Below are 12586 nucleotides of genomic sequence, written 5' to 3'. Positions count from 1 at the left end.
CGGCCGATCGCGATGAAGCGCCGCCTATTCGGTGGCGATGATCTGCTCGATCAGGTCCTGGCCATACTGGCCGTAATACTGCTCGTAGGCAGAGGCGAGCGCCTCCTGGAAGACGGCCTTTTGCTCGTCGGAAAGTTCGCCGACCTCCATGCCGGCCTCGCGCAGCTGGTCCACGCCGCGCTGTTCGACATCGTCGACGAAGGCGCGCATGGCAATGACGGCCTCGGCCGCCGCATCGGAGAATATCTGCTGGTCTTCTTCCGACATGCCGTCCCAGAGCTGGCGGGACACGAGCAGCATGGCCGGGGAATAGACGTGACCCGACAGCGTGAGGTGACGCTGGACTTCGGCCAGATTGGCCGAGGTGATGACCGAGAGCGGGTTCTCCTGCCCGTCGATCGTGCCCTGCTGCAGCGCGCCGATCACTTCCGGCCAGGCCATCGGCGTCGGTGCCGCGCCCAGCGTCTCGAAGGCGGTGATGTGGACGGGATTTTCCATGGTGCGCAGCTTCAGGCCCGCCATGTCGCCCGGCTCGTCGATCGGGCCGCGATTGTTGGTGATGTGGCGGAAGCCCTGCTCGCCCCAGGCCAGCGCGACCAGGCCGACATCGTCGAACTTGGCCAGGATTTCCTGGCCGACTTCGCCGTCCATCACGTTGCGGGCATGCTCCAGATTGCGGAACAGGAAGGGGATGTCGGCAACACCGGCCTCGGGCACGAAATTCGACAGCGTGCCGGACGAGACGATCGTCGCCTCGACGGTGCCGATCTGCACGCCTTCAACGACTTCGCGCTCGCCGCCCAGGCCGGAATTCGGGAAATGGCGGAACACGAAGCGGCCATCCGTGTTGGCCTCGACCTCTTCCTGCCACTTGGCGGCGGCGACGCCGTAATGCGAGGTTTCCGACAGCGCGTAGCCAAGCTTGACCTCGGTCTGCGCCAATGCGCTTGCCGAGCCCATCAGCGATACGGCGACCGCCGAGGCGACCATCCAGCGCGCAGGTGCCATCTTGAATTGCATCATCTTCGTCTCACTCCCATGAACCTGTTCTTGAACCGGCAGAGGCTCTTCACATCCGTCTCTGCGAGGCGCAGGACCATAGGCAGAGGTGATAGGCAGGTAAAGCCAATTCCGGTCTTTTGCGGGTCGCGGCGAGGTGGCATTGTCGTGCGGCCGGCAGGATGGATGGCGCCGGGATGCGAGAGGCCGAACACGATGACGACCATCACCACCATAGCCGAGTTGGAAGCGCTCTACGGCCAGCCCGGCGAAGCCGCCCTGGTCAAGGAGACGGACCGGATCATTCCCGAATATGCCGCGCTGATCGAGGCCTCGACCTTCCTTGCGCTCGCCACCTCGGGACCGGACGGGCTCGACTGCTCGCCGCGCGGCGATCTGGCCGGGTTCGTGCGCATCCGTGACGAGCGCACGCTGATGATCCCGGACCGTCACGGCAACAACCGCGCCGACTCGCTGCGCAATGTGGTGCTTGACGGGCGCGTGGGGCTTCTTTTCCTGCTGCCCGGTTCGGGCACGACGCTCAGGGTCAACGGCATCGCCTATCTCTCGGTCGACAAGAGCCTCTGCGAGGCAATGGCGGTCGAGGGCAAGCCGGCGCGATCGGTGATGATCGTCACCGTCACGCAGGTCTATTTCCAGTGCGCGCGCGCCATCAGGCGTGCCCGGCTGTGGGAGCCGGAAAGCTGGACCGACCCGGCGAACCTGCCGACCCCGGGCCAGATCCTGTCGGCGACCAGCCAGCTGAAGATCGACGGCGCGGCCTATGACGCCGAATGGCCGGCGCGGGCGGAAAAGACCATGTGGTAGCGGCGCAGGTAGTCCCCCCACAAGCGCCCCCTCCACCGCCTTCGGCGGTCCCCCTCCCCCGTAAACGGGGGAGGAGTGAGGGCGCAGACGGCCGGGACGGCATATCCTCCCCTGCGAAGCGGGGGAGGGGGACCGCCGAAGGCGGTGGAGGGGGCGTCTCTGATAGGGCGCATCTTACCGAGACGAGCGACCCACGCGCCGCCCAACAATCACTCCGCCGGCGCCGCCTTTTCCCTCACCTCAGGCCCCYCCCCSCCCACCCGCACGCTCCTCAGCCGCAACGCGTTGCCGACCACGAACACGCTCGACATCGCCATGGCGCCGGCCGCCAGCATGGGTGACAGGAGGATGCCGAAAGCGGGCCAGAGCAGCCCGGCGGCGACCGGTATCAGCGCGGTGTTGTAGGCGAAGGCCCAGAACAGGTTCTGCCTGATGTTGCGGATGGTGGCGCGGGAGATCGCGACCGCCCTGATCACGCCCGCTACATCGCCCGACATCAGCACCACGTCGGCGCTCTCGATAGCGATATCGGTGCCGGTGCCGATGGCGATGCCGATATCGGCCTCCGACAGGGCGGGCGCATCGTTGATGCCGTCACCTACGAAGGCGACCGTTCGCCCGCCGTCCTTCAGCCGGCGCACGGCTTCCAGCTTGCCCTCCGGCAACACCTCCGCCTCGACCTCGTCGATACCGAGTGTCCGCGCGATGGCGTGCGCGGTGCGGGCATTGTCGCCCGTCACCATGGCCACGCGCAGGCCAAGATCATGCAGCGCACGGACAGCTTGCGCCGCACCTGGCTTGACCGGATCGGCAACCGCGATGATGGCGGCAAGCCTGCCGTCGATCGCCGCGTAGAGAGGGGTCTTGGCCTCCTCGCCCAGCCGTCTCGCGCTGTCGGCGAAGACCGACACGTCGATGCCGAGCCTGGCCATGTGGCGGTCTGCGCCGACGGCGACCCGGCGCCCCTCGACCGTTGCCTCCACGCCGTGCCCGGTGATCGACTGGAAATCGGCTGCCTCGGCGAGAGACAGGCCTTCGGCCCCGGCGGCGTGCACGATGGCCTCTGCCACGGGATGTTCGGACGGGGCTTCCGCCGAAGCGACCAGGCCAAGAACCGTCTGGCGGTCAAAACCGTCGGCCAGTTCCATATCCGTTAATTCGGGCCGCCCCTCGGTCAAGGTACCGGTCTTGTCGAAGGCGACGACGCTGGCCGAGCGCAATGTCTGCAGGGCGGCGCCATGGCGAAACAGCACGCCCATCTCGGCTGCGCGGCCGGTGCCGACCATGATCGAGGTCGGGGTGGCGAGCCCCATCGCGCAGGGGCAGGCGATGATGAGCACGGCCACCGCATTGACCAGCCCGAAGGTGAGCGCCGGCTCGGGCCCGAAGATGAGCCAGACGAGGAAGGTGAGGATCGCCGCACCGATGACGGCCGGCACGAACCAGGCGGTCACCTTGTCGACCATGGCCTGGATCGGCAGCTTGGAGCCCTGTGCCTCCTCCACCATGCGGATGATCCGGGCAAGCAGCGTGTCGGCGCCGATCTTGGTGGCGCGGTAGGTGAAGCTGCCTGTCTTGTTGATCGTGCCGCCCACCACCTCGTCGCCCTCGCCCTTGGCGACGGGGACGGGCTCGCCCGAGATCATGGCCTCGTCGACATAGGAAGAGCCCGACAGAACCGCGCCATCGACCGGCAGCCTTTCGCCCGGCCGCACCTGGATGACGTCGCCGGCGACAACCGCCGCGATGTCGACATCGGCCCATTCCTCGCCGCGCCTGACGCGCGCGGTCTTGGGCTGGAGGCCGATCAGGCGCTTGATCGCCTCGCTGGTGCGCCCCTTGGCGCGCGCTTCCAGGTAGCGGCCGAGAAGCACCAGCGTGATGATGACGGCGGAAGCCTCGAAATAGACATTGGCCGTGCCGGCCGGCAGGATGCCGGGCAGGAAGGTCGCCACGACCGAATAGGACCAGGCCGCGCTCGTGCCGATCAGCACCAGTGCGTTCATGTCGGGCGCCCCGCGCAGGAGCGTGGGAATACCCTTGCGGTAGAAGCGCAGGCCGGGGCCGAACTGGACCACCGTCGCAAGCCCGAAATAGAGGATGTAGAGCGTCTGGTGGCCGACCGCGTTCATCAGCCAGTGATGCATGGGCGCATAAAGATGCGAGCCCATCTCCAGCACGAAAAGCGGCAGGGTGAAGATGGCGGCGATGGTGAGGTCGCGCTTCAGGCCCGAGAGTTCGCGATCCTTGGCGTCCTGGTGGGCGTCCGTCCCGTCGGCGACCGCGTCTGTGCGGCGCGGCTCGTAGCCGGCCGACCGGATCGCGGCCTCGACGGCGCCCACCAATTCGGCGCCTGAAATTGCCTCCACAGAGGCGCGTTCGGTGGCCAGATTGACATTCGCCCGGACCACACCCGGCACGGCGGCAATGGCGCGCTCGACCCGCCCCACGCACGAGGCGCAGGTCATGCCGTCGATGCCCAGCTCGAAGCGCTGCAGCGGCACTTCGTAGCCGGCCTTGCGGATGGCGCCGATCACCGCCGCCGGCTCGCCGCCGGGCGACAGTTCGACCGTCGCGGCGCCGGTGGCGAGGTTGACCGAGGCCGAGGTGACACCGGGGGCATCGGCGATGGCGGTCTCCACGCGGCGAACGCATGAGGCGCAGCTCATGCCCTCGATGGGCAGACGCAGGGAGCGCTCCTTGTCCTGGATCTTGCTGTGCGCGTTCATGATCTCTCGCTTTCCGTTGCACTTGACCGCAGAGATAGGGATTCCAGTCACTGGAAGGTCAAGGCCGCATTCCCTCTTGAGCTTCCAGTAACTGGAAGGCTTACCTATATGTGCAGTTTACGTCAGGAGCGAAGAAGATGAACATCGGCGCCGCCGCCCGGCACTCGGGCCTGCCTCCCAAGACGATCCGCTACTACGAGGAAATCGGGCTCCTGAAGGCCGACCGCGCGCAAAACGGCTATCGCGACTATTCCGGCGAGGACGTCCACCGCCTGCGCTTCGTGCAGCGCGCCCGCGGGCTCGGCTTTTCGGTCGAGGAGTGCCGGCAGCTCCTTTCGCTCTACGGCAATTCCGGCCGCGAGAGTTCCGACGTCAAGGCGCTGGCCTCGGCCAAACTCACCGAGATCGACCGCAAGATCGAGGAGCTGAAGGGGCTGCGCAAGACCCTCTCCCACCTCGTGGCCAGCTGCCACGGCGACGACCGCCCGGAATGCCCCATCATCGACGGCCTCGCCGGCCGCACCGACGCCTGAACGACTGCTCTCAGGCGGCTGGAACTATGTCGGTCAGGGCGAAATCGTTGCCCTTGAACAACAAGGGTTCGCCGGTGGCCTTGGCGAGCGCATACGAAAAGCAGTCGCCGAAGTTCAGCCCCGTTTCATGCCTGCCCTTGCCAAAATCGAGAAAGGCTTGGCGCGCCAGTTCGCCCTGCTCGACAGTCACCTGCTCGATGGTGATTCCGGCCCGACGGAAAAAGGCTTCGGCCTGGCGCGTGCCGTCGTGCCCGAGCTGCCCCTCGATCACCATCGAAAGCTCCACGTAATTCGCCACGCTCATGCGGCACTCGTCGGCATCATGAATGAGCTTTGCAAACGCGGTGGCCTCGGCTTCGCGATAGAGGATCGCCACCATTGCCGATGTGTCGATGATCACTTCGGCAGACCATTCTCGTCGTAGAGAAGTTCAGCGTGATCGACATAGGGCCGCTTCACGAGCGCGGCCGAACGGTCGGCGATTGCCAGCAATTCTTCCACGCTTGCCTTGCGTTTGCGGCCTTCGATGCGTGCGAGACGCTCACGCAACGCCTCGGTCACCACCCGCGTCATGCTCTGCCCCGTTGCACGCGCGATGGCGCTGGCCAGGCGATGTGCTTCCGGATCCTTGATGTTGAGGCTCACGACGGTACCTTTCTAGAAAAGACGGCACTCTTCTACCATCAGATGCCTGGATCCGTCATACAAGCTGGGCGTCATGCCCGCGGCAGGATGATGCGCTCCGGCCGCGCCAGCTCCAGCCGGTTGCGCGGCCCCATCGCCAGCGTGTGGATGTAGAAGCAGGCGGCCCCCGGCGGCGACATGACCGGCGAGGGCGCGGAGACGATGCGCACCCGGCCCGATTCCCCCACCCAGTCCACGTGGCGGTGGCCATGCATGACCACCATGCGCCCGCCGAAACGCTGCAAAAGCCGCACGAATGAACTGCCGTTGATCAGCGCGGTGCCGATGCGTGCGGAGAATTTCTTCACGGGCGTCGGGTACTCGACCAAATGGTGGTGCAGCGCCACGATCCAGCGCGATTTGGGGTAGTGGCGCACGGCATCCTTGAGATCGTTGATCTGCATGGCGGGCACCAGGCCGAGCGCGTTGGTGAAGGAGAAATGCGTCTCGGCGTTCGAATTGAGCAGGATGACGCCCATGCCGCCCGGCACCTGCGGCGGCAGGACCATGGGAAAGCAGTCGTCCCAGAGTTCCGCCAGCCGCCATGAAAGGCGCTGGCTGCCGCGATCGGCGAATTCGCGAATGATCTCGCGGTGCGGGGCCAGCATCTCGCTCAGCGTCTGGCCCGGCCGCCCCCGCGCGCGATCCATCACCCGGACGCGGTTGCCCTGCACCGCTTCCATGGCCGACAGCATCCGCATCTGGCGCAGCCGCTTGCCGACGCTGTTGGGGATCTCGAGCCGCGCGGGATTGGTGCGGTCCACGACGTTGAGATCGTGGTTGCCGGGCAGGATGAGCATGCGTTCGACCAGCGCGGGGTGCCGCGCGAACGCATCCATGATCTGCGCCCATTCGGTCGAGCGCCCGGCATCGGTCAAATCGCCGCTGACGATGACGAGATCGAGCGGTTCGGCCTCATGGAGCGCGGCCAGCCCGTCCAGCACCTCGGCGATGCGGCCGTTGCCGCGGGGCCCGGCCCGTCCGCTCTCCACCCGAAACTCATAGGCGCCACCAACCGCGTGCAGGTCGGAGAGATGCGCCACGCGCCAGCGCTGCGCGCCGTCCTCGGGCGTGTCGTAGGCCTCGAGATCGCGCGGCTGGTCCATGGTCGAATCCGCGATCGCCCAGACCACGGAGGCGCCCGCCAGGAAGAGGGCGATGACCACCGCCGTGTTGGCGAGTGCGGGCAGGATAAGGCGCTGGGGATTGGCGATGTCCGCCAGAACCCCAAGCCAGCGCGTGCTGGGCCAGGCGGCCGCCACGATCCAGGCCGCCAGGCAGCACAGCACCAGCCCCGCCCCGGCCGTCGCCAGGGTGCGCAGCCGCGCGCGGCGGCGCGGCCCGGCATTCGGCGTCAGCGAGCGCTCTGCCAGGTGCCGCAGCGCCTCGCGCACGATGGCATAGCCCGGCTGGACCACCAGCGAATTGAGCGACCAGAAGCTGCGCTCCGAGGCGCGGTAGAGCGACGGCCCACCCCACCAGGCGACCACCGGCGCGACCACGACCAGTACCAGCGTGCCGGTGCCGCCGAGGATGGCGGCGGTTTCGCGCGGTAGCACGGAGAACCAGGCAGTCACCAGCAACGGCGCCAGCCCGAGCAGCAGGGCCGGAAGCAGGATCATGAACAGGATGGAGATCACGAGCTTGGGCAGACTGACCTCGACCAGCATGGTGCTGGCCACCATGATCAGCGAACGGTCCTTCAGGCTGGAAACGTCGTCCTCGACGTCGCCGGCGCGCGGATCGATCAGGGGCGTGGGCGGAATGCCAGGCTTCATGCCCCACCGGACTAGGCCCGGCACGGGGTTGCGTCAACCGGAACCGGTGCCGATCACGACCCAGATCGCGGCCGCGGCCAGCGCGAGCGACAGCACGGCAAAGGTGATGTCGCCACGCCGGAATGGCGGTGCACCCACGATCGTGCGGGGTCGATCGGGCGACAGCCCGCGCGCTTCCAGCGCGATCGCGGTCCGCGTGGCGCGGCGGATGGCAAAGGCGAGCAGCGGGATGACCAGCGAGGCCGTCTCCAGAGGCCCGGGGATGCGGCGCGGCGGCCGACCCTTCTTCATCGCCCGTGCAAGCCGGATCTGCTGGGCTTCCGAAGCGATGTCGGGCACGAGTTGCAGAGCCGCGAACAGCGAGAAGCCGATGCTCGGCGGCAGGCGCCAGTTCGCCATCAGGGCCTTGATCAATCCGCCGGGGTCGGTGGTCAGCGCGAAGACGGCCGAGACCATGCCGCAGGCGATGGCCCGGAGGAAAAGGACGATGCCGGCCGAGAAGGCTTCCGAGCCAAGCGGGGTCTCGCGCGCCATCTGAAGCGCGAAATCGCTTTCCTGGCGGAACAGCACGCTCGTCGTCAGGAAGCCGAAACCGAACAGGGCGAACGGCACCATCAGCGCCAGCACCAGCAGCACGGATCGCCGCTCCAGAACGATCAGGGCGAGTGCGGCCATGGCGATGATGAATATCTGCAGCCAGGCATCGAAGACGAAGATGGAGACCGCGATCCAGATCAGGCAGACGACCAGCTTGGCAAGCGGGTGGATGCGGCTCAGCATGTGGGTACCCTCTCCAACCATTCGAGTGCCGGCAGGATCGTCGGGGGCTCCAGTCCGGCGCGCGCCATCAGAGCGTGGTCGCGCATCAACTCGCCGGGACGGCCTTCGCCGATCAGCCCGCCCTCGCCCACCAGGACGACGCGATGACAGACGGCCAGCGCAAAATCCATGTCGTGGGTGATGACGGCCACGCCATGGCCGATATCGGCCAGGTTGGCGACCTGCGCGGCGACGGCCGCGGCGCCCGCGGCGTCGAGGCCGGCCGTCGGCTCGTCGAGCACCAGGAAGGGCCAGCGGCCCGAAGCCGTCAGGGTCGCCAGCGCCAGCCGTCGCTTCTGGCCCTGGGAAAGCTCGTAGGGATGGCTGTTTTCCAGCCCCTCGAGACGCCAGCGGCGCAGCATCGTCGCCACACGCTGCTCGCGCTCCGGGGCGGTCAGGATCGCGTCGGTGGCACTCTCGATCTCCTCGCGGAGCGAGCCGGTGACGAACTGGTTTTCCGGATTCTGGAACGCCATGCCACCCGGGGGCCCGGACCGCCGCCCGCCCTTCAGACGGAGCAGGCCGGCAAGGCTTGCCCCCAGCGTCGACTTGCCGGCGCCGTTGCCGCCGAGAATGCCGAGTACCTCGCCCGCACGCAGTTCGACCGAGACGTCGCGCAACACGACCGGCCCGAACAATGGCGCGCAATCGGCACCCTTCAGCGCAGACAGGGTCGCGCCGGCATCGATCGCGGGCCGCACGCGCCGCCCGACGAAGGCGCGGGCGATGCCGGTTGCCAGACGACGGGCGTCCGGCGGCAGGCGGTCGATATGGGTCAGGACGTCGGAGAGATGAAGCGGCGGGTCGGAAGCGGCCAGATTGGCGCTTGCGAGCTCCGCATCCAGAAGGCTTGCCAATGGCTGCCAGATCCCGAACCGCGCCAGCAATTCGCCATGCTCGCGGAAGAGCGCCGCGGGCGGACCCTGAGCGACCAGCGTGCCGTCGGGGCCCATCACCGCGACCCGGTCGACCCTGTCGATCAGCCCGTCCAGCCGGTGGTCGATGATCAGGACGCTGGTCGAGCGGCCCGGCTCCAGAAGCAGCGCCCGCAGCCTTTCGGCGGCCCGGGGCGCGAGATGGGCCGTCGGCTCGTCGGCCACGAAAAGCGGCGCGCCCTGCGCCAGCGCGGCGGCCATGGCAACCAGTTGCTTCTCGCCGCCCGAAAGCCGCATCGTGCGCCTGACGCCGAATGCCGGTTCGAGCCCGACCCTGTCGATCGCCGCCGCCGTGCGCTGGAGGATCTCTCCCTCCGGCAGGCCGAGATTCTCGAGCGCGAAGGCGACCTCGTCGGCCACCGTCATGCCGCACAATGTCTGGTCGGCATCCTGGAAGAGCTGCGCCACCTGGCGCGACCATTCGGCCGGCGGCCGGCTTTTGACCTTCTCGCCGAAAAGCTGGACCTCGCCGGTCACCTCCGCCGGAATCGTGCCGGGAATCAGCCCGGTCAGCGTGTTGAGCAGGGTCGACTTGCCGCAGCCCGATGGTCCGAGCAGAAGCAGGCGCTCGCCCGCCTCCAGCGCCAGCGAAAGAGGCCCGGCCGCCGCCTTGTCCTGGTAGGGGTATTTTATGCTTGTGTCCTGCCAGGCGGCGGCGGCCTTCCCCTCAGGCATGGGCGCCGCGCCGCGCCCGGTCGATGGGCAGGCCGGACAGGACGCCGGTCTTGTAGAGCGCTTCCGTCACCCAGTGGCCGAGCAGTCCGCCCAGCAGCGCGCCGCTCAGGCAGCGCAGGACGAACATCGCGATCAGCAGACCGGGCGCGAGCGCGCCGTAGTCGAAGCGGATCCAGGTGTAGATGAAGGAGAAGACAGCCGCCCCGACTCCTGCCGCCATGAGAACCGGCAGGCGGTAATCGCGCCATTTGCGCGCCGCGAACACGGCCTCCGCGCCGGCGCCCTGGACGAGGCCGCTGACCAGCAGAAGCAGTCCCGCCGGACTGCCCAGCATGACTTGGATCGCGGCGGCCAGCACCTCCGAAAAGAGCGCGGCGCCCGGCTTGCGGATGATGGCGGCGGCGATGATGGAGACGATGAACCAGAAGCCCATCACCACGTCCATCGTGACGGCGCCGAAGATCGCCTGGGCGATCAGCCAGACCTGCACCCAGGCCAGGTAGAGCACGCCGAAGACGGCGCCCAGAACCGCGCAGATGAGAATTTCACGCAGAGTCCACTTGTATTGAATGTCCATGATGGCTTTCCCGGAGATGAAGGGGACGGTCGCCCAGCGGCGCCGCCTGAGAAACGCATTAGCTGCGCGGGGTCGGGCTGTTGGCCGAGACCGTGAGGTCGAGAGCGACGTGCCCCTGGGGCGCGCCGAAACGCAGGAAGGCCTCGCCCAGCGTGGCGAAGACCGGACCGGCATCGCCCCTGAGCTTGGTGCAGAAATTCTTCGATTTGTCGAAGACGCCCGAGGATTTCAGGAAGTCGATGCAGCCGTAGATCTCGTCCATGTGATGGTCCGCGCCCAGCGGATAGAGCGAGAACTGGGCGACCACTTCCTGGCCCGTCGACTGCGCCTTGGCGACGGCGTCTCTTGCCGCCGCGATCCTGTCTTGAAGGCTGCCTGAATGGACGCTGCCGGCGATCGGCGTACAGATGGGATCGTCGGGCTCACCGGGACAGCCGCGCGAGACGGCGGCCGACAGGACGCAGTGGGCGCCGCTGGCGGCGGCCGCGACGAAGAGGTCGCGCATGGCCGGAAAGAGCTTCTCGGGAGGCCCGACGATCAGCGTCGAGACATCGTCGGTCTCGATGCGGAACTCGTCCCGGTAGGGATCGAGCGCCGAGAGCGAGCCAAGGATGATGTCCACGAACCGATCGGACATCGGATATAGGGAAATCTGTGCGCCTGAAAACATCGTCACCTCGCTCCGCTGGCATTACCCAGATCAGCTTTAGGGTCCGGAGGCATGGCGCCTCGCATCTCAGCCCCGGCAATTCGGAGCACCCCTGTCGATGCGCTTCTCATAGCAACAGACCCGTGCGCCACGCAACGGGGCAACAGGACATTTCCCGCCTGAGGCGCGAGATTTCTTATGTCGGGTCGCGAATTTCGAATAAGGGCGCTTTCGGAGCGCTGGTCTATGCAATCCGTTGCACCCATCCGTCCCGTGCTCTAGGTTTCGGTGAGGTGCGACCTGCTCGACAAGGGCAACGCTTCAGGGAGGAAGTTACATGTCTAAGAATTCAGCTTGGAAGAAGGGCGTGCTTGCCGCCGCCATCGGTGCGCTCGCGGGTTCGGTGTTCATGCCGGCCACGGCCGACGCGCAGACCGAACTGCGCCTGCACACATTCGTCGGTCCCGGCCACATCATCTTCCGCGAGATCCTGGAGCCCTGGAAGGCGCAGGTTGAAGAAGAGAGCGGCGGCGAACTGACGATCACGCTCTACCCCTCGATGCAGTTGGGCGGCGGCGCGCCGGAACTCATCCGTGGCACACAGGCCGGCACGTGGGACATGGCGTTCTCGCTGCCGGGCTACACCTCGGCCCAGTTCCCGCGCACCCAGATGCTCGAACTGCCCGGCCTTGCCGAAGACGGCATCGCGGCTACCCGCGTGATGTGGGACCTCATCGAAGGCGGGCATCTCGAGCCCGAATACGACAACCTCAAGATCCTGGCTCTGTGGGCGGCCGACGACGCCGGTCTCTACACGCGCGACACGCCGATCCGCGGCCTCGACGACGTTCAGGGCATGATCCTGCGCTCGCCTTCGGCCGGCCAGGCAGCCCAGCTCGAGAAGATGGGCGCGACGCCCGTCGCCATGGCCATCACGGAGCTCTACCCGCAGCTGGAGCGTGGCGTCATCGACGGTGCCATGGTGCCGTTCACGACCATCCTCGACTTCTCGATGTACGAGGTCGCCAACTATTTCACGGTGTCCGGTCCGGTCTTCGGCCGCTCGCAGTTCACGGTCGTGATGAACCAGGCGAGCTACGACAACCTGTCGCCCGAGCTTCAGGCGGTGATCGACAACACCACCGGCATCGAGATGAGCAACCGCGCCACGCAGGCCTATCTCGACCGCGCCGACGAGGCGATCGAGTATGTGCGCAACATGGACGGCAAGGAAGTCATCGAGCTGTCCCAGGAAGAGCAGGACCGGATCGCCGAGGCGCTGCGTCCCATCTACGACGAGTGGCTGGCCGAGATGGAGGCCCAGGGCATCGACGGGCGCGAATTGCTCGCCGTTGCCGGCTTCAATCCCGACGAGTAGGA

Annotated in this window: 12 protein-coding genes and 1 riboswitch; of the genes, 3 read left to right on the top strand and 9 right to left on the bottom strand. The window is 67.2% G+C overall.

All coding sequences use genetic code 11. The features are described from left to right. Window positions 1–24: 24 nt before the first annotated feature. Window positions 25–1023, bottom strand: coding sequence for a TRAP transporter substrate-binding protein (locus tag GRZ55_RS20310; RefSeq protein WP_210257444.1), 999 nt, complete (start codon window positions 1021–1023; stop codon window positions 25–27). Window positions 1024–1215: 192 nt separating this feature from the next. Here GRZ55_RS20310 and GRZ55_RS20305 point away from each other — a divergent pair, with 192 nt between their 5' ends. Beyond that, the gene (locus GRZ55_RS20305) at window positions 1216–1827 is read left to right on the top strand and encodes a pyridoxamine 5'-phosphate oxidase family protein (RefSeq protein ID WP_169288788.1); all 612 of its coding nucleotides are present in this window, start codon (window positions 1216–1218) and stop codon (window positions 1825–1827) included. Window positions 1828–2036: 209 nt separating this feature from the next. On the opposite strand, the gene GRZ55_RS20300 is transcribed toward GRZ55_RS20305, so the two are convergent. Then, window positions 2037–4556 (bottom strand): heavy metal translocating P-type ATPase, encoded by a 2520-nt coding sequence (locus GRZ55_RS20300; protein WP_169288787.1) that lies wholly within the window; start codon window positions 4554–4556, stop codon window positions 2037–2039. A 137-nt stretch (window positions 4557–4693) separates the two neighbouring features. Between GRZ55_RS20300 and cueR the strand changes: the two genes are divergently transcribed. Further along, on the top strand, window positions 4694–5089 hold the full coding sequence (cueR, locus tag GRZ55_RS20295; protein ID WP_169288786.1) for a Cu(I)-responsive transcriptional regulator: 396 nt from the start codon (window positions 4694–4696) through the stop codon (window positions 5087–5089). A 10-nt stretch (window positions 5090–5099) separates the two neighbouring features. Here cueR and GRZ55_RS20290 read toward each other — a convergent pair whose 3' ends face one another. The 7 genes from GRZ55_RS20290 to GRZ55_RS20260 form a co-directional block, all read right to left on the bottom strand. Then, the gene (locus GRZ55_RS20290; RefSeq protein WP_169288785.1) at window positions 5100–5489 is read right to left on the bottom strand and encodes a type II toxin-antitoxin system VapC family toxin; all 390 of its coding nucleotides are present in this window, start codon (window positions 5487–5489) and stop codon (window positions 5100–5102) included. Then, on the bottom strand, window positions 5486–5734 hold the full coding sequence (locus GRZ55_RS20285; RefSeq protein ID WP_169288784.1) for a type II toxin-antitoxin system VapB family antitoxin: 249 nt from the start codon (window positions 5732–5734) through the stop codon (window positions 5486–5488). Before GRZ55_RS20285 ends, GRZ55_RS20290 begins: the two co-directional genes overlap by 4 nt. Before the next feature lie 71 nt (window positions 5735–5805). Beyond that, a complete protein-coding gene (locus GRZ55_RS20280; protein WP_169288783.1) occupies window positions 5806–7551 on the bottom strand; it encodes a metallophosphoesterase in 1746 nt (581 codons plus the stop codon). Between the two features lie 33 nt (window positions 7552–7584). After that, the gene (locus GRZ55_RS20275; RefSeq protein ID WP_169288782.1) at window positions 7585–8331 is read right to left on the bottom strand and encodes an energy-coupling factor transporter transmembrane protein EcfT; all 747 of its coding nucleotides are present in this window, start codon (window positions 8329–8331) and stop codon (window positions 7585–7587) included. Continuing rightward, complete coding sequence (locus GRZ55_RS20270; RefSeq protein ID WP_169288781.1) at window positions 8325–9980, bottom strand: ABC transporter ATP-binding protein; 1656 nt, start codon at window positions 9978–9980, stop codon at window positions 8325–8327. Before GRZ55_RS20270 ends, GRZ55_RS20275 begins: the two co-directional genes overlap by 7 nt. Beyond that, entirely contained in the window at window positions 9973–10557 is a 585-nt protein-coding gene (locus GRZ55_RS20265; protein WP_210257443.1) for an ECF transporter S component, read from the bottom strand. The genes GRZ55_RS20270 and GRZ55_RS20265 overlap by 8 nt, the downstream gene beginning before the upstream one ends. Before the next feature lie 58 nt (window positions 10558–10615). Next, complete coding sequence (locus tag GRZ55_RS20260) at window positions 10616–11227, bottom strand: YkoF family thiamine/hydroxymethylpyrimidine-binding protein (RefSeq protein WP_169288780.1); 612 nt, start codon at window positions 11225–11227, stop codon at window positions 10616–10618. Then, window positions 11218–11330: riboswitch (TPP riboswitch) on the bottom strand. It overlaps the preceding gene by 10 nt. 213 nt (window positions 11331–11543) lie before the next feature. On the opposite strand from GRZ55_RS20260, the gene GRZ55_RS20255 reads away from it, so the two are divergent. Then, window positions 11544–12584: a TRAP transporter substrate-binding protein gene (locus GRZ55_RS20255; protein ID WP_169288779.1), complete on the top strand. Its 1041-nt coding sequence runs from the start codon at window positions 11544–11546 to the stop codon at window positions 12582–12584. Window positions 12585–12586: the final 2 nt, after the last annotated feature.

The organism is Chelativorans sp. ZYF759 (assembly GCF_012911015.1).
Lineage (GTDB): Bacteria > Pseudomonadota > Alphaproteobacteria > Rhizobiales > Rhizobiaceae > ZYF759.
Note: the sequence above shows the minus strand (reverse complement) of the source record. Positions and strands in the feature narration are given on the sequence as shown.

Bases quoted from the DNA above. Each gene is read 5' to 3' on its own strand.
- GRZ55_RS20310 (WP_210257444.1), bottom strand. From the start codon at position 1,023: ATGATGCAATTCAAGATGGCACCTGCGCGCTGGATGGTCGCCTCGGCG.
- GRZ55_RS20305 (WP_169288788.1), top strand. From the start codon at position 1,216: ATGACGACCATCACCACCATAGCCGAGTTGGAAGCGCTCTACGGCCAG.
- cueR (WP_169288786.1), top strand. From the start codon at position 4,694: ATGAACATCGGCGCCGCCGCCCGGCACTCGGGCCTGCCTCCCAAGACG.
- GRZ55_RS20280 (WP_169288783.1), bottom strand. From the start codon at position 7,551: ATGAAGCCTGGCATTCCGCCCACGCCCCTGATCGATCCGCGCGCCGGC.
- GRZ55_RS20275 (WP_169288782.1), bottom strand. From the start codon at position 8,331: ATGCTGAGCCGCATCCACCCGCTTGCCAAGCTGGTCGTCTGCCTGATC.
- GRZ55_RS20270 (WP_169288781.1), bottom strand. From the start codon at position 9,980: ATGCCTGAGGGGAAGGCCGCCGCCGCCTGGCAGGACACAAGCATAAAA.
- GRZ55_RS20265 (WP_210257443.1), bottom strand. From the start codon at position 10,557: ATGGACATTCAATACAAGTGGACTCTGCGTGAAATTCTCATCTGCGCG.
- GRZ55_RS20260 (WP_169288780.1), bottom strand. From the start codon at position 11,227: ATGTTTTCAGGCGCACAGATTTCCCTATATCCGATGTCCGATCGGTTC.
- GRZ55_RS20255 (WP_169288779.1), top strand. From the start codon at position 11,544: ATGTCTAAGAATTCAGCTTGGAAGAAGGGCGTGCTTGCCGCCGCCATC.